Origin of the sequence: Moraxella catarrhalis (genome assembly GCF_001632285.1) — a bacterium.
GTDB lineage: Bacteria > Pseudomonadota > Gammaproteobacteria > Pseudomonadales > Moraxellaceae > Moraxella > Moraxella catarrhalis.
In genome coordinates, this window is record NZ_LWAH01000016.1 from 383,122 (window position 1) to 402,219 (window position 19,098).

General features: G+C 41.6%; 15 protein-coding genes and 1 pseudogene. 5 read left to right on the forward strand and 11 right to left on the reverse strand.

Annotation, left to right across the window (positions count from 1 at the left end):
* Nucleotides 1-7: 7 nt before the first annotated feature.
* From kdsB to rsmG, 6 genes are all read right to left on the reverse strand, one after another.
* A complete protein-coding gene (gene kdsB / locus A4U55_RS08160) occupies nucleotides 8-769 on the reverse strand; it encodes a 3-deoxy-manno-octulosonate cytidylyltransferase (protein ID WP_003656801.1) in 762 nt (253 codons plus the stop codon).
* 110 nt (nucleotides 770-879) lie between these two features.
* Nucleotides 880-1,917 carry a tetraacyldisaccharide 4'-kinase gene (gene lpxK, locus A4U55_RS08165; RefSeq protein WP_003656799.1) on the reverse strand — a complete coding sequence of 346 codons (1,038 nt, stop codon included), beginning with the start codon at nucleotides 1,915-1,917 and terminating at the stop codon, nucleotides 880-882.
* Between the two features lie 33 nt (nucleotides 1,918-1,950).
* Nucleotides 1,951-2,991 (reverse strand): ParB/RepB/Spo0J family partition protein, encoded by a 1,041-nt coding sequence (locus tag A4U55_RS08170; protein ID WP_003659663.1) that lies wholly within the window; start codon nucleotides 2,989-2,991, stop codon nucleotides 1,951-1,953.
* Between the two features lie 69 nt (nucleotides 2,992-3,060).
* Nucleotides 3,061-3,342 (reverse strand): hypothetical protein, encoded by a 282-nt coding sequence (locus A4U55_RS08175; RefSeq protein ID WP_003668450.1) that lies wholly within the window; start codon nucleotides 3,340-3,342, stop codon nucleotides 3,061-3,063.
* A 6-nt stretch (nucleotides 3,343-3,348) separates the two neighbouring features.
* Nucleotides 3,349-4,134 carry a ParA family protein gene (locus tag A4U55_RS08180; RefSeq protein WP_003656793.1) on the reverse strand — a complete coding sequence of 262 codons (786 nt, stop codon included), beginning with the start codon at nucleotides 4,132-4,134 and terminating at the stop codon, nucleotides 3,349-3,351.
* A gap of 46 nt (nucleotides 4,135-4,180) precedes the next feature.
* The gene (gene rsmG / locus A4U55_RS08185; RefSeq protein WP_049166994.1) at nucleotides 4,181-4,858 is read right to left on the reverse strand and encodes a 16S rRNA (guanine(527)-N(7))-methyltransferase RsmG; all 678 of its coding nucleotides are present in this window, start codon (nucleotides 4,856-4,858) and stop codon (nucleotides 4,181-4,183) included.
* 206 nt (nucleotides 4,859-5,064) lie between these two features.
* Between rsmG and A4U55_RS08190 the strand changes: the two genes are divergently transcribed.
* From A4U55_RS08190 to A4U55_RS08200, 3 genes are all read left to right on the forward strand, one after another.
* Nucleotides 5,065-7,446, forward strand: a complete 2,382-nt coding sequence (locus A4U55_RS08190; RefSeq protein ID WP_003656788.1) for an ATP-binding protein — start codon at nucleotides 5,065-5,067, stop codon at nucleotides 7,444-7,446.
* A gap of 92 nt (nucleotides 7,447-7,538) precedes the next feature.
* Entirely contained in the window at nucleotides 7,539-8,192 is a 654-nt protein-coding gene (gene nth / locus A4U55_RS08195; protein WP_003656786.1) for an endonuclease III, read from the forward strand.
* A gap of 425 nt (nucleotides 8,193-8,617) precedes the next feature.
* Nucleotides 8,618-9,187 carry a biliverdin-producing heme oxygenase gene (locus tag A4U55_RS08200; protein ID WP_003669749.1) on the forward strand — a complete coding sequence of 190 codons (570 nt, stop codon included), beginning with the start codon at nucleotides 8,618-8,620 and terminating at the stop codon, nucleotides 9,185-9,187.
* Nucleotides 9,188-9,314: 127 nt separating this feature from the next.
* On the opposite strand, the gene A4U55_RS08205 is transcribed toward A4U55_RS08200, so the two are convergent.
* The 4 genes and pseudogenes from A4U55_RS08205 to A4U55_RS08220 all read right to left on the reverse strand — a co-directional run bounded on the left by A4U55_RS08205 (nucleotide 9,315) and on the right by A4U55_RS08220 (nucleotide 13,965).
* Nucleotides 9,315-10,268: a fumarylacetoacetate hydrolase family protein gene (locus A4U55_RS08205; RefSeq protein WP_237049749.1), complete on the reverse strand. Its 954-nt coding sequence runs from the start codon at nucleotides 10,266-10,268 to the stop codon at nucleotides 9,315-9,317.
* Nucleotides 10,269-10,271: 3 nt separating this feature from the next.
* Nucleotides 10,272-10,801, reverse strand: a pseudogene (locus A4U55_RS09015) (VOC family protein); the annotation flags it as partial.
* Between the two features lie 526 nt (nucleotides 10,802-11,327).
* A complete protein-coding gene (locus tag A4U55_RS08215) occupies nucleotides 11,328-12,617 on the reverse strand; it encodes an adenylosuccinate synthase (protein WP_063454226.1) in 1,290 nt (429 codons plus the stop codon).
* 55 nt (nucleotides 12,618-12,672) lie between these two features.
* Nucleotides 12,673-13,965: an ATP phosphoribosyltransferase regulatory subunit gene (locus A4U55_RS08220; RefSeq protein WP_063454227.1), complete on the reverse strand. Its 1,293-nt coding sequence runs from the start codon at nucleotides 13,963-13,965 to the stop codon at nucleotides 12,673-12,675.
* 390 nt (nucleotides 13,966-14,355) lie between these two features.
* Here A4U55_RS08220 and A4U55_RS08225 point away from each other — a divergent pair, with 390 nt between their 5' ends.
* Together A4U55_RS08225 and A4U55_RS08230 are read left to right on the forward strand one after the other, a co-directional pair.
* Complete coding sequence (locus A4U55_RS08225) at nucleotides 14,356-15,651, forward strand: magnesium and cobalt transport protein CorA (protein ID WP_003659657.1); 1,296 nt, start codon at nucleotides 14,356-14,358, stop codon at nucleotides 15,649-15,651.
* A gap of 163 nt (nucleotides 15,652-15,814) precedes the next feature.
* Nucleotides 15,815-17,668 carry a monovalent cation:proton antiporter-2 (CPA2) family protein gene (locus A4U55_RS08230; RefSeq protein WP_003673799.1) on the forward strand — a complete coding sequence of 618 codons (1,854 nt, stop codon included), beginning with the start codon at nucleotides 15,815-15,817 and terminating at the stop codon, nucleotides 17,666-17,668.
* 56 nt (nucleotides 17,669-17,724) lie between these two features.
* Here A4U55_RS08230 and A4U55_RS08235 read toward each other — a convergent pair whose 3' ends face one another.
* Complete coding sequence (locus A4U55_RS08235; protein WP_192940794.1) at nucleotides 17,725-19,035, reverse strand: Na+/H+ antiporter family protein; 1,311 nt, start codon at nucleotides 19,033-19,035, stop codon at nucleotides 17,725-17,727.
* Nucleotides 19,036-19,098: the final 63 nt, after the last annotated feature.

Consider the following 19,098-nt stretch of genomic DNA (forward strand, 5'->3'; position numbering starts at 1 on the left):
GCCACTCCTAAAACTTTAAAAACTCATCCATAGGCATAGCATTTAGTCTGTCCAAATCCTCTTGTGTGTCCACCCCAGCTGGCAGTGCAACTTGTGCGATATCAATGGCGATACGCTCACCATTTTCAAGTACCCGAAGCTGCTCTAGACTTTCTAATTTTTCAAGCACCCCTTGAGTCCAGTTTGTGAACTGCTTAAGCATACGCACACGATACGCATATAAACCTAAGTGACGAAATGCATGATTAGGCATATCCAACAAGCCATCACGGTCATAAGGAATTGGTGCACGACTAAAATATAAGGCATGCTTTGCCTGATTCATCACCACTTTGACCACTGAGGGGCGAAAAAATTCTTCTTGGTTGTAGATTGGCTCACATAAAGTTGCCATCGCACAATCTGGATTATCAATCAACAGCTGCGTCACTTGCTCAAGTAGCACCGTTGGTACCAAAGGTTCATCACCTTGCATATTGACAATAATATCATCATCATCAAAGCCCAAATCCGTTGCAACTTGAGCCAACCTATCCGTTCCAGATGGGTGAGTGCTGTCAGTCATGACGACATGTATGCCTACATCGGCGCAAGTCTGATAGACTCTATCGTCATCGGTGGCCACACAGACGGTGTCTACAAAACTTGCTTTTAAGGCTTTTTTTGCTGTCCATAGAATCATCGGTTGATCGTGCAAAAGCAATAAAGGCTTGCCTGGTAGACGGGTGGATTGATAACGAGCTGGAATAATCAGATGAATTTTTTGCATAGCTATCCTTAAAAATTAAATTGGTGTATTTTTATGCTTATCCTACCAGATAAAGATACAGGCATTGTTAGATAGAATTTTCAAGCTAAATACCCAACAACTCCAATCATTTAATTTAATTGATACTTAACAATTAAATGATTAATCTGCTCAATAATGCCATCAGATAATACCATCTCCACAGGCAGCACCCAAATATGATTAAAAATATCATGGGTAGTTTGTGTCGCCAAATGACGCAATTTTACCGCATCTTTACTGGTGACAATGATAGGATGATTGATCAAATCCACCAAATCCTCAAGTCTAAAATCATGATGATCTCCAAAAGGATGCGGAATAACCAAAAACCCCTGATCCGATAAAGTGTCAAAAAACCGCTTAGGATGCCCAATACCGCTGACCGCATGAACATATGTACCTACAGATGGCACAGGGCTTTTATGATTGCCCATCAGTGGCTCAATTTGCCCTACTTTTAGGCTCATTGCCATCGCTTTTTTAGGATATTTGGTCATATCTTTATCATGATAAAGGACCAAAGCGTCTTGTAATCGGTCAATGGGTTCTCTTAAAAAACCCTGTGGCAGAAGCTTACCATTACCAAAACCTCTGGCAACATCAACCACAATCCACTCTTCATCACGGTGCAGTGCATAATGCTGTAGCCCATCATCACTGATAATCAGTGTCGTCTCAGGAAAATTTTGTAGTAATAAATCAATGGCTTGACCACGATTTGGCGCAACTGCCATAGGTAAAAAAAATCCATCAGAATACAGACTTTGGGCAATTAAGCAAGGTTCATCACCCACTTCATTGGGCGTACTTGTTGGCGTGACCAATTTGGGCATTTGTGTGCTGTCACCACCATAACCTCGGCTGATGACAGCGACACTGATACCTTGTTTGCGTAAAATTTTAGTCAAAGCAATAATGAATGGCGTTTTGCCACTGCCACCAACAGTGATATTACCAATAACAAGAACAGGTACAGCCGCCCGATAAATTGGGCATTTACCTGAGTGATACAAAGATTTTCTAGCATGCGTCACCACACCGTATAGCCCCGATAGAGGTGTTAACAGCTTTAGCCAAGCTGCATTTTTTTGCCACGCCTGCGTCAATGCCAACTCAAGCTTCTTCATGACCATTGCCCTGCTAATTTTAATATCTGATGATCAATAATCTGATATTTGGCATAGTCTATTGACCAGCTCGCCAAACTCATCATGGTCATAAAAGAAAATCTCCACACTGCCCTTGCCATCTTTGCCTTGCTTTAATTTAACCTTAGCACCCAGTGCATCCGATATCTGCTGAGAAAGTGCCAAAACTTCATGATTTGGCTGAACGATAAGCTTAGGATTGGGATCTAAAATTGATTTGACCAGCCTTTCAGCATCTCGCACTGTCATGCCGCCATCAACAATTTTTTTGGCGATAATGGGCTGTTGCTCTTGGGAGAGTGATAAAAGGGCACGAGCGTGTCCCATATCCATCACACCATCTATCATATATTGCTTGACTTGATCGTGTAGGTGATTTAATCGCATTAAATTTGAAACAGTGGTGCGTGCTTTACCAACCACGGATGCAATCATTGCATGACTCATACCAAACTCAGTATGAAATCGTTGCAATGCCGCTGCTTGCTCTAAGACATTTAAGTCCTCACGCTGAATATTCTCAATCAACGCCAAAGCAATCGCAACCTCATCAGACAAAACCCGCTCAATGGCAGGAATGGTCTCAAGCCCCGCCAATTTTGCCGCTCGCCATCGACGCTCACCAGCGATAATCTCGTGCGTTACCGTATCGCTGGACTTGCTCTCATCTGACAAAAGTGGGCGAATGACAATCGGCTGCATCACGCCATGCTGTTTGATGGACAGTGATAGCTCATTGAGTGCCTCTTCGTTCATATCACGCCGTGGCTGATATTTGCCTGATTGCAGGCGATTGGTGGCGATTTGAACAAGTGCTACTTTCTCACCCATACCAGCTTCCAAAGCTGGGTTATTGTTACCTGCTTTTTTATCTGCTTTAGCTTTATTGATTTTGGTAGTCTTGGTTGAGGCTGTAGGCTTAGTTTCGGTCTGTTCACTGGCGGCACTTGCCACCAAAGACTGGGCACCTGCGATGATTTTTTTTTCTGCTGAGATGTTGCCAAGCAGCACATCTAGCCCACGATTCATACCCAATCCACGCTTTTTAATCATGAAAATTTCCAGTCTGCAATTAATAATTCAATTAAAATTTATGATTGACGCATGCGTCAAATCAGAGTATCACGGCTCAGCCAAACCAAACTGCCAAAACAAAGCGATCTGTTTTTGTTGATATTTGGGTAAGTTATCCAAAACACTCACCGCCTTATCATCAGCACTTTGATGAGTGGTATCAGACTCAGCGGTGCTTGATACCGCTTGCGGCTTATCGTTAGGTTGATTATTATCTGCCATCACCATTTTGGCATCATCAATCACATCAACAACTTGGCGACTCACCTTTGTGCCGCTTAAGAGTGTATCCAAACCGTATTTGACCCCAAGTCTGCGTTTTTTTGCCATAGCTATCTATCCGTTTGATTTGGCTTTCGTTTGTGCAATCACTTCATTCATAAGTTTATGATAAGCGATTGCACCTTTGGATGATTTTTCATAAGTAAAAATTGATTGCCCAAAGCTGGGCGCTTCTGCCAAACGCACATTTCTTGGAATACTGGTTTGATACACCAAATCACCAAAATGGCGTTCAAGCTCACCAGAAACATCTTGTGCCAATGTGTTACGATAATCAAATAAAGTACGCACCACACCACGAATATGCAAAGATTCATTGATGGATTTTAGCTTATCAATCGTCGCAATCAAATCTGCCACACCTTCAAGCGCATAATACTCGCACTGCATCGGAATAATCACGCCATCAGTTGCCGAAAAGGCATTCACCGTAATCATACTAAGACTTGGTGCACAATCCATCACGATATAATCATACTCAAGCTTGCCTGCCATCTTGGCATCTGCCATCGCCTGCTTAAGTAAAAAAGGCGCGTCTGCCACGCCTGCAAGTGATACATCAATACCTGCCAAATCTCGGTTGGCACCAATGACATCCAAGCCAATATCGGTAGATAAGATGGCATCTTGTAAAGACACGCCATCAAGTAGCACATCTGCCATTGTATATTCTAAGGCATTTTTATCCAGACCAACACTGGTGGTGGCATTGCCTTGGGAGTCCAAATCAATCAGTAGCACCCTTTTTTTGGCAATTATCGCCAACGCTGCTGCCAAATTGACTGTTGTTGTAGTCTTGCCAACACCCCCTTTTTGATTGGCAATTGCAATTATTTCCATAATAAAACCTTAAAAGAAAACATATCCAATAAAAATGATTAAAAAATTACTGCTTTGTTAGGTAAACCACACATCGATCGTCATCTAATTTGGGTACGCAGATGGGCTCAATATCTATGTGCCAAGCTTGCAAATCTGCCATCTCCTCAGCGGTCGGATTTTTACCTTTCATGGCATACAAAACACCTGTATCCGCCAAACATGGTGTAGCAAGGCTAACAAAATCAGTCAGTGACGCAAATGCCCGTGAAGTAATCACATCGTACGCACCTGCTTTTTGGGCATGATGATGCTCAATTCTAGAAGCAATTGGCGTGATATTTTTTAAGCCAATCTCACTGCTAATCTGGCGAATAAAGCGGATTTTTTTTTGATTGCTATCAAGAGCATCAATGTGCCAATCAGGCTTTAAAATTGCCAAAATTACCGATGGCAATCCTGCACCTGTACCAATATCTAGCAAAGATTTGTTTGGTTGCGTGACAAACGGCAGCATGGGTATAATCGCCATACAATCAAAAATATGCTTCACCAAAGCCTCATCAGGGTCTGTGATAGCGGTTAGATTGTACGCTTTACCCCACAATAAAAGGCCGTCTAAATACCGTAAAATCTGCATATTTTGCACATCGGTAATCGTCAATCCAAGCGATTGGGCTGCCTCATCAATGGCAGTGGCGAAGCGTTGAAATTTATGGGAGATTTTGGAAAATTTGGGCGTCATATCATCGTTCTTAATCAATTTAACCAATCAACACAAGATTGCCAAATAAGGCAGTAAAAATAAAAGTTTACACACAGCAAAGCTATTTTATCATGCTTTAATCTGCTAAAATACCCTTTTTAACCAACCCACTGCGTTTTTTGGGCATTTCGTTCATATTTTACTATTTTGCACAAAGGATAGCAGACGAAGCTGATTTTGATTTTATGAAAGATAATGCATATCATCGTTTAAAAAACAACTACCGATTACAAGCTTGCGACTTAAAACGCTACACCGATCCCAATCATCTGCCCAAATCTAGCCGTCTGCATCTGCCCAAACCCGATATTGCATTTGGTCAAAGCCGTGCCATCAAAGCCTTAAACACCGCATTAGACATACACGCCAATGGCTATCATGTGTTTGCAGTCGGTGAAAATGGGTTGGGCAAGCGTACACTCGTCACACGCCTTTTGGCTGAGCGTGCCAAGCATATGCCAACACCGAATGATTGGGTATATGTACATCATTTTGAAGACATACGCCGACCCATTGCCATTGATTTTCCTGCTGGTATGGCAATTATTTTTCAGCAAAAAGTCCATAAACTTTGGCAAAATGCCAAAAAAAAGCTGGTCGCCAAACTGCTTGGAGATACTCACCAAAACCACATTGAACTGATAAAATCAGCCATACCCCTACAACAAAACAAACGATTTGATGCTATTAATGCTGATGCCAAACAACATAATTTGGTACTAAAGACCACAGGTGATGGGCGTGTGCATTTTGTGGCAATTGATGACAGCAAACCTATAGATACCAAAAAGCTCGCCCAGCTTCAAAAACAGCTTTTAGAGGCACAAATTGAGCTTAGTGAGCTTGAAGACAGCACGCATGAGGCACTTGATGAGCTACATCAAAGTACTGCCAAAAAAGTACTTGAACCCATGTTTAACGCTGTGATGGCAAACTTTGAGAACCACCCAAAAGCCATCCGTCATCTCATGGCGATTCAAGATGATATGGTCAAAAACATTACCCATATCATCAATGAAGATGATGACAATTTTATCGCCACCAGTTTATCACAAGTACCAAGCCGATATGTTGTCAATATCTTGGTCAGCCATCAGCCATCAGCTGGTGCACCGATTGTATTTGAAGATTTGCCAACACATCTAAACTTACTTGGGCATATTGAATATACCACCGAGCTTGGTACTGTCTTAACAGATGTTAGCATGATTCGAGCTGGTGCATTACACAAAGCAAATGGCGGCTATCTTTTATTAGAAGCCCAAAGCCTACTTGAACATCCCTATGCATGGCAAGGTTTAAAGCGTGCTTTGCAATCAAAACAAATCAAAATCTCAAGTCTTGAACAGATGCTCACTTTGACAGGCAGCCTATCGCTTGAGCCCGATAGCGTGGCATTGGATGTCAAAGTCATCTTACTTGGTGAAGCTGATTTATATTATGAATTGCTAGAATTTGAACCTGAATTTAATTCGGTCTTTAAAGTTCGTGCCGATTTTCATGATGACATTCAACGAGATGACTGTAGTGAATATGGCATGGTATTAAAAATGGTGGATATGATTAAAAGCCATCAGTTGCCCAATTTTGATAATACCGCATTTGCTGTAATTATTGATGAATTATCCAAGCTTAGCGATGATAAAAATAAGCTGGACTTACACGCCGATCGCTTGTCAGGATTATTGGTTGAATCTGCACGAATCGCTACCCTTGAAAATAACAAAATAGTCACCGCCAAGCATGTACAAACCGCACTTGATGACATCACTGAACGAAAGGGGTATTTAAAGGATTTGTATTGGCAGGAGATTTTAAACGGTCAGCAAATTATCTGCACCAAAGGCTGGGCGGTTGGGCAAATCAACGCATTAACCATCATCAGCTATGCTGATAGTGAATTTGGGCTACCTGCACGCTTGACCGCTTTGATTCAGCCCAACTTTGGTCAAGGTGAGATTTTAGACATTGAACGAGATGTTGAGCTTGGTGGTAGCTTACACGCCAAAGGCATGCTCATCATGTCCAGTTTTCTGCGTGCCTTATTTAGCGAATTTCATGAATTAAATTTCAGTGCGTCTTTAGCATTTGAGCAAAGCTATGGGCAAATTGATGGCGATAGTGCAACCCTTGCCGAAGCGTGTGCCCTTTTATCGGCTTTAGCCAATATTCCCATTGCCCAAAATCTTGCCATCACAGGTTCAATGAATCAATTAGGGCAAGCTCAAGCGGTTGGTGGCGTGAATGCAAAAATCGCTGGATTTTTTGATGCTTGCCGTGATAAAGGGCTTGATGGCAATCAAGGGGTAATATTACCACGCGCTAATATTGCCCAACTGATGCTGCGTGATGACATCGTACAGGCTGTTAAAGATGAACAATTTCATATTTATGCCATCGACCACATTACCGACGCCCTTGCCCTTTTGTCAGGCATGCTCATTGATGATAAAAATAAGCATGGCGAGTATAAGCGTAATACATTGTTTGGCAAAATCGTCAAACGCCTTGAAAGCTGGGTACAAGATGATAAAGACGACAAAGACAACCGAACAGCTAAAAACTAAACCAGTATGCCACAAACTATAAACTATAAACTATGACAACCAAACCCAAATTAACCACGACCAAAACGGCTAACACGCCGCCCTCACGCTCCATGAATGCCAACAAGCGTTTGGTATTTTTTCAAAAACTTGCCAAGCATATCAAAGAACCTGTCACCGAACTTCACTATACTTCAGAATTTGAGCTACTGATTGCTGTCATGCTATCAGCTCAAGCCACCGATAAAAGTGTCAATATTGCCACCGATAAATTATTTAAAGTTGCCAACACCCCCAAAGCTATTTTGGATTTGGGATTAGATAACCTAAAAAGTTATATTAGCTCTATTGGACTGTATAACTCTAAAGCTGCCAATGTCATCAAAACCTGCCAAGACCTCATCACCAAACACAATGGCCAAGTACCCCGCACTCGAGATGAATTAGAAGCTTTAGCAGGCGTGGGCAGAAAGACCGCCAATGTGGTGCTAAATACCGCGTTTGGTGAGCCTGTCATGGCAGTAGATACACATATTTTTCGTGTGGGTAATCGGACAGGATTGGCCACAGGTAAAACCGTCCTTGCTGTTGAAAAAGCCTTAATGAAGCGTATTCCTGCCAAGTTTTTGGTGGATGCACATCATTATTTGATATTACATGGGCGTTATACTTGTACAGCACGCCAGCCCAAATGTGGTGCTTGTGTGGTATTTGATGAATGTATGTTCAAAGACAAAGAGCAATGGGCGTTAAAAGATTTAAGTTAGCCCAAATTCAGATTCATGATAAATTTGCTCAATGCTTATCTTTTACCAGCACTCTAATGATATTGGTTTTTTCTTTTTGATGGCTGATTAATGTTGATATTGGTTAAAACCACCAAGCTATTATCATCAAATCTTAATTAATTGTAAATATTAATTAATTGTAAATATGAATTATAAATTGATCAAAAATAAGTTGCAATTTAGCAACTGTTTGTTTTTTATTTCATAAAAATGATAATAATTATCACTTGTGTTAAGATTACTTATTTGATATCTTTTAGCCATCTTTTTAAGAGTTGGCAGTGATTTGGTGTATAACCTTACAGTTGTTGGGTTAGACTAGAAGTATCCAGTGACAGATGGGGCGTATTTAGTCGCTTAAGCCATTTTAGTCATCAACCAAAGTCATAAACTGGAGTAATGCTATGACACAACTTACTTTCGCCGAGCGTCTCAAAGAAGATACTCGCAACATACACGACAGCGTCGATGAGACGGTCATGTCAGTTAGACCTTTTGACAGTGTCGAAAATTATATTAAGTTTTTAAATCTACAATCTGTTTTTCATAAAATTGTTGACCCCATTTATAAAGACCCAGCATTGAACCAATCCATTGAAAACTTAGCATCAATGACGCGTTATGATGCCGTTTTAAATGATTTAAAAGACCTAGAACAACAGCCAAATACCTTTAAGGCAAAATTACCAGCACCAATGGGTGCCAAAGCCATTGGCTGGCTTTATTGTGCCGAAGGTTCTAATATTGGTGCAGCCTTTTTATTTAAAGACACAAAAGAAAAATTGGGTTTTGATGAAAATTTTGGTGCCAGTCATTTAGATGCGCATCCTGATGGGCGTGGTAAGCATTGGAAGGCATTTCGTGAATCTTTAAACCAGCTCAATCTTAGTAAAGATGAGCAAGATACAGCCATTCAAGGGGCAACAGAAGCCTTTGAATTTTATAAAGTGGCACTTAAGCAGATTTTTGGGTAACCAAGGGTATCATTTTAAGATGATTACTTCACCTTAAACAATACCTTAATAATCCAAGATGATAAAACCCAAGTTCATCGTTTTGAATTTGGGTTTTTATTAGACAGTTAAATGCCAAACATGATGCTTATATTGCTTTTACGGTATTTTCAATTGTGCCAAAAATACTTTCACCTGTTTCATCAAACATTTCAATCCGTACCACATCACCATCTTGCATAAACGGCGTTTGCTGTTTGCCTTCAATCGCCTCATACATACGAAGCTCTGCCAAACAACAATAGCCCACTCCACCATGCTCAACGCTCGACCCCCAAAGGCTGTCTTGCTTATTTGACACAGTGCCTGAACCAATGATAGTGCCTACTGCCAAATGACGAGTTTTGGCAGCATGGGCAATCAATTGCCCAAATCCAAAGGTCATATCCTCACCAGCATTAGGGCGGCCAAAAAGCTCACCGTTTAGATGGACTTGAATGGGTAGGTACAATTTGGCAGCTTGATTATCCCAAGCTGTTATTTCATCAGGTGTCACAGCAACTGGGCTAAATGCAGAAGCAGGCTTACTTTGAAAAAAGCCAAATCCCTTGGCAAGCTCCGATGGGATAAGATTTCTTAAAGAAACATCATTCACCAGCATCACCAATCGGATTTGTTCGGCAGCTTGTTTTGATGTGCTACCCAAACTAACTTTACCTGTAATAACCGCAACTTCCGCCTCCATGTCAATACCCCATGCCTCTGATGCCACAATGTCATCTCGTGGCCCAATAAAGCCATCAGAACCGCCTTGATACATCAATGGATCATCATAAAAAGATTCGGGTACCTCTGAATTCCGTGCTTTGCGAACCAATTCAACATGATTTAAATAAGCCGAACCATCTGCCCATTGGTATGCTCTTGGTAAGGGCGAATGGCATTGTGTTTGATCAAAAGGCAATCCATTACGGTTGTCATTTAAATCCTGATAGACCGCTTGTAGCTTGGGCGATACCACTTCCCAATCATCTAAAGCAGCTTGCAGCGTTGGTGCAATATCCTCAACTTTACGATATTGGCTTAAGTCACGGCTAACCACAACCAAACTGCCATCATGTACCCATTGTGCGTGTTTGGGTGCTTTTTTTGTTTGTGCCCATTCATTGAGCATATCCCATTTTACTTTATCTAAAGCACGGTTATCTGATCGGTTGCGATATCGCAGGCAAGCTCAACACGATGACCATTTGGGTCAAAAAAATAAATGCTCTTAAACAGCGTATGATTTACAGGTCCCAAAACTTCCAAGCCTGCATCAATCAGCTTTTGCTTGGTGGCGCTTAAGGTCTCTTCGCTATCAACTTTGAGTGCTAAATGTTGAGTCCATATGGGCGTATTTTCATCTCGTCCCATCGCAGGCTTGGTTGGAGGCTCAAAAAATGCTAAGATATTACCACCGCCTGCATCCAAAAAAATATGCATATATGGATCAGGTTCACCCGTTGATGGTACTTTATCCTCAGCAATTGCCAAAACAAAGCCCATATTCAGATGCTTTTGATACCATGCAACCGTTTCTTTGGCATCCTTGCAACGATATGCCACATGATGCACACCTTGAGTGATAGACATTCAACCCTCCTGTGAATGAATATTAACACTATTATCCAGCATGATAATAAGAATATATTTAAAGCGTCGTTACCTTTGATCATCATGATTGAAAATTGATAACAATGTACAATTTTAAGTCAGTTTTATATAAAAAATGCCAAAGGCAGGCACACTTTGATCAATTTAAGACACCTTAAGAGACAATCATCATAAAAGTTATGGCTAACATGATGACCGTGCCAATTACCCTACCATTTCATCAAAAGATCAGGCTAAGATAAAGTGGGATTTTTTGGATTATTTATCGGTATTTACGATAACTTATCAAAAATAAATAGATAAATTAATTTTTTTAACAATAAAAAACCCAATCATAACTGTATCAAGTCAAGATTGGGTTCGTTGATATATTTGATAATCAAATAACTAAGTCATGCCAAAAAGTTATTTTCACATAACACTGATAAGATAATTAAATAAAAGTTAATTATCAGGGTTAATACCAACTTTTATCCGATGCGATCATTGGTAAAATCACACTCACTTAAGCATCATAAGGGTCACGCAACACAATGGTTTCATCACGATCAGGGCCTGTTGAGATGATATCAACAGGGCAACCGACAAGCGCCTCGATGCGTTTGATATATACTTGAGCATTGGCAGGCAGTGAATCAAAGTTGGTCACGCCAATCGTCGATTCGCTCCAACCTGGTAGGGTTTCATATTTTGGTACCACTTTTTCATAATATTCAGCATCATAAGCACCAGCACACTCACCTTCTGGTACTTCATAGCTGGTGCAAATATTAATCTCATCTAAGCCATCTAAAACATCAAGCTTAGTCAAACAAATTCCACTCATTGAGTTTAATACAACCGCACGGCGTAAGCTGACCGCATCAAACCAACCACAGCGGCGAGCTCGGCCTGTTGTTGCACCAAATTCATGTCCAACTTTTGCTAAGTGAGCACCAACATCATCAAACAGCTCTGTTGGAAATGGTCCTGAGCCGACACGAGTGGTATAAGCTTTGGTAATACCTAACACATAGTCTAAATATAAAGGGCCTAAGCCTGTACCTGTAGATACGCCGCCTGCTGTTGTATTTGAGCTGGTAACAAATGGGTAAGTGCCATGGTCAATATCAAGCAATGTCCCTTGAGCGCCCTCAAACATCAAATTTTCGCCATTTTGTCGACGGATCTCTAGTGCATCGGTCACATCAATGACCAAATCCTTAAGCTCGGCTGCCCATTCTTGGCATAGTTTGAGCGTGGTATCAAAATCGATGGCATCTACCTTATAATATTCGGTCAGTGCAAAGTTATGATATTCAAGTAAGTTTTCTAGTTTTTCTGGCAAATCTGCACGGAATAAATCAGCAACTTTGAGTGCACGGCGTGAGACTTTATCTTCATAAGCAGGCCCAATACCACGACCTGTTGTGCCAATTTTGCCACTGCCTCGTTTGATTTCACGAGCTTGGTCAAGTGCAGTATGATAAGGCATGATAAGCGGACATGCAGGTGAGATTCGCAAACGCTCACGCACAGGCACACCTTTTTCGATTAAACCATTCATTTCCTTAAGTAGTGCCTCAGGAGATAAAACAACTCCATTGCCAATGAAACAGGTTACGCCCTCACGCAAAATACCTGATGGAATAAGATGCAGAACGGTTTTTTCACCGCCAACAACCAGTGTATGACCTGCATTATGCCCACCTTGAAAGCGGGCGACCGCTGTGGCTTTTTCGGTCAGCAAATCCACGATTTTGCCTTTACCTTCATCACCCCACTGACTACCCAGCACGACAACATTCTTACCCATAATATATCCTTAAAAGTTACTCAATAAATCAATCAACAACATCAATCGGTGACATTTAGTACTCATCACCAACTAATCGCACCGCCCAAATCGGCTTATCTTGATCGGTGTCCCAATGCAAAATACCATCAATCTGGTCAGGCTTATCATCTACAGTCAAGGGCTTAATGACAATACAGCCTTCAGATTGTAAGGTTTTAATTTGTGTGGCCAAATCAGCTTTTGTGTCTGCATCAGCATTTTGTAAATCGTGATAATCCACCAAAATCACGGTATCTTCTTCAAGCTCTACAAATTCAAGCAAGCGATTAATATCCATACTAAAACCAGTTGCACCCCTTGCCACGCTGTGAGTTGAGATGCCATCAAAGCGACCGCCTCGTACCAAAGCTTGAGTCTGTGTGGTTCTATTACCCAAATAGACATTAAATACCACGCCAGTGTGATAATGATATCCTGACAATTCAGTCACATCAATACTCACACTCATACCCACCGCTCTGATATGTGCCGCCAAAGTAGCAAGCTCATTTGCCGCTTGGATGATTTGATTATCTTGGCGAGCTTTATCGGACAATTTACTTAATAAAGCCTCGGCATTTGGCGTCCGATCACTGCTTAATGTATGCTTAGCCAATACCAAAAAATCAGTTGCATCGCTTGGGCTGTTTAAGCTGTTGCCCATATTTTGGCACCATTTGGTAAGTTCTGGCATGGCTTTTTTATGGTAAATGCCAATCAGCTCATCAGCATCTTTGTTTGAAACGCCATGCAACTGACACAAGCGATCAAAAATAGCGACATGCCCAATATCCACATGCAGCATCTGTCGGTCTAGTCCGACCTCATCTGCCAATGCGACCAGTAGATCAATCAACTCAAGCTCGGCACAGATATCATCTATCCCAAAAATCTCGGCACCCAATTGAAGCGGCGTACGCAAGCCAAACAGACCAGTCGGTAGGGTTTTGACAACCTGCCCAACATAACAGTAACGGCTGATGCCTTGACCATATTTGCTATCAATGCGTAGAATTTGTGGCGTAATATCGGCACGCAAACCCATTAAACGACCATTGAGCTGATCGATAAATTTGAAAGTTTGGCGTTTTAGGTCTTCATCGGCATTATTTAGCAGACTTTCGGTATACTCAATTAATGGCGGCGACACCAAGCGATAACCGTGTGCGGTTAGCACAAATAGCAAGGCATCACGCAGGCTTTCTTGTTTTTGAGCATCGGTAAATAGTACATCAGCCACACCATCAGGTAGAAGCCAATTTTGCTGAATGTGTTTTGTATCCATTTGGTGTTCGGTGTTAAAATTGGTGGTGCTATGCTTTGGCACAAAAAACCCCTGTCAGCAAATAAAAACAGTCAAACAAGCGTTTGACCAAAATACGGTGTCATGAAATACGGTGTCATGAAAAAATAACTTGGGCTTATAACAAGCTTATAAAATAAGCATCATAATTACAAATGAGTTATATTGACTCATTTGTGATCACAGTAAGCATTTAGCATTTTTTCTTGACTAGTGTACCATACCTTAGCAGGCTTGCAAGGTTAATTTGAAAAAAAAATTTTATCAATCGCTCAATTGTCAATGAAGTCATTATTTAACTGATGAAAAATTGCGACAGTATTGCTATAATAACCCACTGAATATAAATTTGCTCTATAGTTTAGGGTTTTAATACACCGATCATCACAAAATGTGCGATTTTTTGGGGATTTTATGACACAGCATAATACACAAACCGATCACACCCCAAATCCAAACGACCTGACCCACCCTGCCAAATCCGCCACCATATCTGATCTTAATCCTATCATTCATCAAGATGAGCTGTTTGATGAGTCAGACATGATCAAAGTCACCAACGACCCTGAGCATACCCCTGAAAGTGCTGAAACTTTCCACGACACTCAAGACAGCTATATCTATGGCGATGCCGATGCCACAGACGAAGATACCATTGAGACAATGACAGTCTACGATCCTGATGCCGACCGCTTAGAAGATATTGAGCAATCTGGGGATAATGAAACTGTCATCTGTTATGCTTACTCTCGTAAAACAGGCGCACCCATTGAGCCTTTAGCAATCGAGGATGTCAGTCGTACGCTTACTAATAATAATCAATTTATCTGGCTTGGACTATACGATCCCAGTCTTGAAACCGTTCAAGAGGTTCAAGATGCATTTGACTTACATGAGCTTGCCTTAGAAGATGCCTTTGCTGATCACCAACGCCCAAAGGTTGAAAGCTACGGTAATGATACCATCTTTGTGGTTGTGCGTACTGCTAAGCTTGAGGATAACCAAATTCGCTATGGTACAACCGCCATTTTTATGGGTAAAAATTTCATCATCAGCGTCCGCCGTGGTGCATCCAATTCCTACACCCCTGTTCGTGAACATTGCCACCGCCGACCTGAAAAATTGCGTTTGGGTCCAATTTTTGTACTACATGCAATTTTAGACTTTATTGTTGATAACTATTTACCAATCACTGACCGATTGGGCAATTATTTGCGTGAGCAAGAACGCAATATCTTTTCACATGAGTTTAGCAAATCCACCCTAAAAAGTTTATATGAACTAAAATCTCAACTGGTGCATATGCGAGCGGTGATTTTGCCTGTTCAAGATGTGTGTAACTTTTTTATTAATCATAAAAAAAATGAATTGGTCTCTGCTTTTCCTGTTGCCGCCAAACCTTATTTTCGTGATGTCAATGACCATCTTTTACGCTCAATTGATGCCGTCAATGGCCTAAATGAAATGCTCTCTGTGGCAATGGATACCTATATGGCGATGGTGACAATGGGGCAAAATGATGTTGTCCGAAAATTGGCGGCTTGGGCTGGTATCGCTGCTGTACCAACGGCGGTTGCTGGCATTTATGGCATGAACTTTGATTATATGCCTGAGCTGCATATTCGATATGCTTATTTTGTTGTTGTTGGTGCGGTCATGTTGGTTTGTTTGTTTTTATACACCAAATTTAGAAAAGCAGGTTGGTTATAATTGATCAATTAAATCGATTACGCATCACACGACGATAACTTTATCATATAAGTTTATAATTTTTGATTTTATTAGCACAATACTTAAGCTTGCATTAACTTACATTAAAATGGCGGCTTAATGATTTGTGCTTTTTTATTCATCACTAAAATAAGGAATAACGATGGCTGAAGCTGGTATGGCAAGCGAGCTGATTCAAGTTGTGACACTGCTTGGAGCTGCCGTAATCGCAGTACCCCTTTTTCGTAAAATTGGGTTAGGGTCTGTTCTTGGTTATTTGGCTGGTGGTCTGATAATTGGGCCATTTGGCTTAGGGATATTTACCGACCCACAGACCATCATTCACACCGCTGAACTTGGTGTGGTGATGTTTTTATTCATTATCGGTCTTGAAATGCACCCATCGCATTTGTGGAGTCTTAGACGACAAATCTTTGGGCTTGGGTCTTTGCAGGTATTAGGTGCAACCGCCTTAATGATGTTGGTACTCAAGATATTTGGGGTATCATGGCAAGTGGCATTTGTGGGGGCATCAGGGTTTGTGCTAACCTCAACGGCAATTGTCATGCAAACTTTGGGCGAAAATAATGGATTGTCTACCGCCAAAGGTCAAAGCATGGTATCCATCTTATTATTTGAAGACTTGCTGATTGTTCCGCTGTTAGCCATTGTGGCTTTTTTATCGCCTGTGGTGCATACCAGTGAAACACCAGCTTGGCAAGCGATTGCTGTGGCATTAGGTTCATTACTGGCATTGTTGATCGTTGGGCGTGTACTGATTAATCCATTATTTACGATACTTGCCAAAACTGGTGTACGAGAGATTATGACAGCTGCAGCGTTATTGGTCGTGCTAGGATCGGCACTACTGATGGAGCTTGGCGGTCTGTCGATGGCGATGGGTGCATTCGTTGCAGGTGTGCTGTTATCTGAATCCAGCTTTCGACATCAACTTGAAGCAGATATTGAGCCTTTTCGTGGTCTTTTACTGGGCTTGTTCTTCTTAGGCGTCGGTATGGCACTTGATTTATCCATCGTGACCAAAAACTGGCAACTTATCAGTCTTGGCGTCATCGCACTCATGCTCACCAAAGGTCTTTGGATTTATTTTGTGGCCCGTATGACCAAAGCTGGGCATGCCATCGCTATTGAGCGTGCAGTCATGATGGCACAAGGTGGTGAGTTTGCCTTTGTGCTATTTTCAGCAGCGGCGACGCATTCGGTCATATCCGCCGATACACATGCTAATTTAACAGCAATCGTTGTGATGTCCATGGTACTTACGCCGCTATTTTTAGTGATTCATCAAAAATACACCGCCAAAAACACATCGCCAGCGTCTGTAAGAGACAGTGATGCCATTGATGAAGAAAATCCTATCATTATCTTAGGACATGGCAGATACGGGCAAGTTGTCAATGGCATGATGACCGCATGTGGTTATCAGACCACATTGATTGATAGTGATGCTGACCATGTAGATGGTTTGTCAAACTTGGGGATTCAGACTTATTATGGCAATGCCACACGATTTGATTTGCTTGATATGGCAGGCATCGCCAAAGCCAAACTGGTTTTAATCGCTATCGATCATCCCAAAGAGGCACTGTCCATCGTACGCCATCTACGCCACACCTACAACGATTTGCCAATCGTGGCTCGTGCTTATGATCGCATTCATGCCTACCAATTGCACAAAGCAGGTGCCAGTGCGGTAATTCGTGAGACTTTTGATTCAGCGGTACGCAGTGCCCGTACAGGGCTTGAGCTTTTGGGGATGGATAGCGAGATTGCTGAACGCATCGCACATCTGTATCATCACCGAGATCGAGATGGTGTGGCAGCTGCTGCCGAAACATACGACCCAAACATCAGCCGCTATAAAAATACGCATATGATTAGCATGCTCAATCATCATCGTGCACATACCAAGATGATGATTGAAAAAATCTTGCGTGGCGAAGAAGTCAAATGGCAACCAAAGCGTGGTACTTATTTAGGCCAAGAAAATCAATAGCCAAAAAAATGCCTTGAAGCGATTTCAAGGCATTAAATATCAAGTACTCAAAAAGACTAAAGCACCATCGCGGCAATCCAACCAAAAACAATCAAAGGAATATTATAGTGGATAAAAGTTGGAATCACAGAATCATGAATATGGTCATGCTGGCCGTCTGCATTCAGCCCCATGGTGGGACCTAATGTAGAATCTGATGCAGGTGAGCCAGCATCACCCAGTACGCCTGCTGTTGCAATCAAAGCCACTGTCGCAGGTACACTAAAGCCCATCGCCATACACAATGGTACATAAATGGTCGCAATAATAGGGACAGTCGAAAATGATGAACCAATGCCAAGTGTCACCACCAAACCAACAAGCAGCATCGATACTGCCGCAAGCATTTTGTTATCACCAAAAAGACCCACCGCCCCATTAACCAACGCATTAATCTGCCCTGTGGCTTTCATCACCTCTGCAAAACCTTGAGCACAAATCATGATAAAGCCAATCATCGCCATCATTTTAATGCCATCATTAAAAACCTCATTGGCATCACGCCATTTAACAATACCTGTTGCCATAAATATCGCAAAACCCACGAGTGAGCCAATCAATAAAGAATCTGTCATTAGCTGTGCGACAAATGCCGCAACAATTGCCGCCATTGCCACGACGATATTAAGCGTACCGACTTGAATAGACGCCTGACCGACCGCCACGACTTTTTCTTGATAATGACGCGGTTTACGATACGTGACAAAAATGGCAATCAAAAGTCCAATCAGCATACCCAAAGCAGGGATCATCATAGTTTGCATCATTGAGATGTTGTTGGTTATCATGCCTGCTTCATTGATATTTTTAAGGATAATTTGATTCAAAAAAATATCGCCAAATCCATAAGGAATAAACATGTATGTATTGACCAAACCAAAAGTTAAAATACATGTGATCGCACGGCGATCCAGATGCAAGCGATTCATCACCGATAACAGTGGCGGCACGATTAGGGGAATAAAGGCAATATGAATCGGCACAATGTTTTGAGACATGATTGCCATAATAATTAAGATAAAAAATAACAAAAACTTAAGCCCACCTGTGCCATCAGCGTACTGCAACCGAGCAATCAGCTTATCTGCCAATATCTGTGGCAATCCTGAATGGGCAATTGCCATCGCAAAAGCACCAAGCATGGCATAAGATAAAGCAATTTGTGCACCATTTTTAATACCATCTTGAAAAGAAGTCAGCGTATCAGCGACCGACATACCCGCCATCAAACCGCCAACAAGTGCCCCAACCACCAAGCTTAGTACCACATGTACCCGTACAAGCGATAAGCCAACCATCACAATGACGGCAAGCAAAACAGCATTCATCATCACCCCCAAATCATACCTATCAAAATTAAATTCTGTATTATACCCAAAAAAATTCATAAA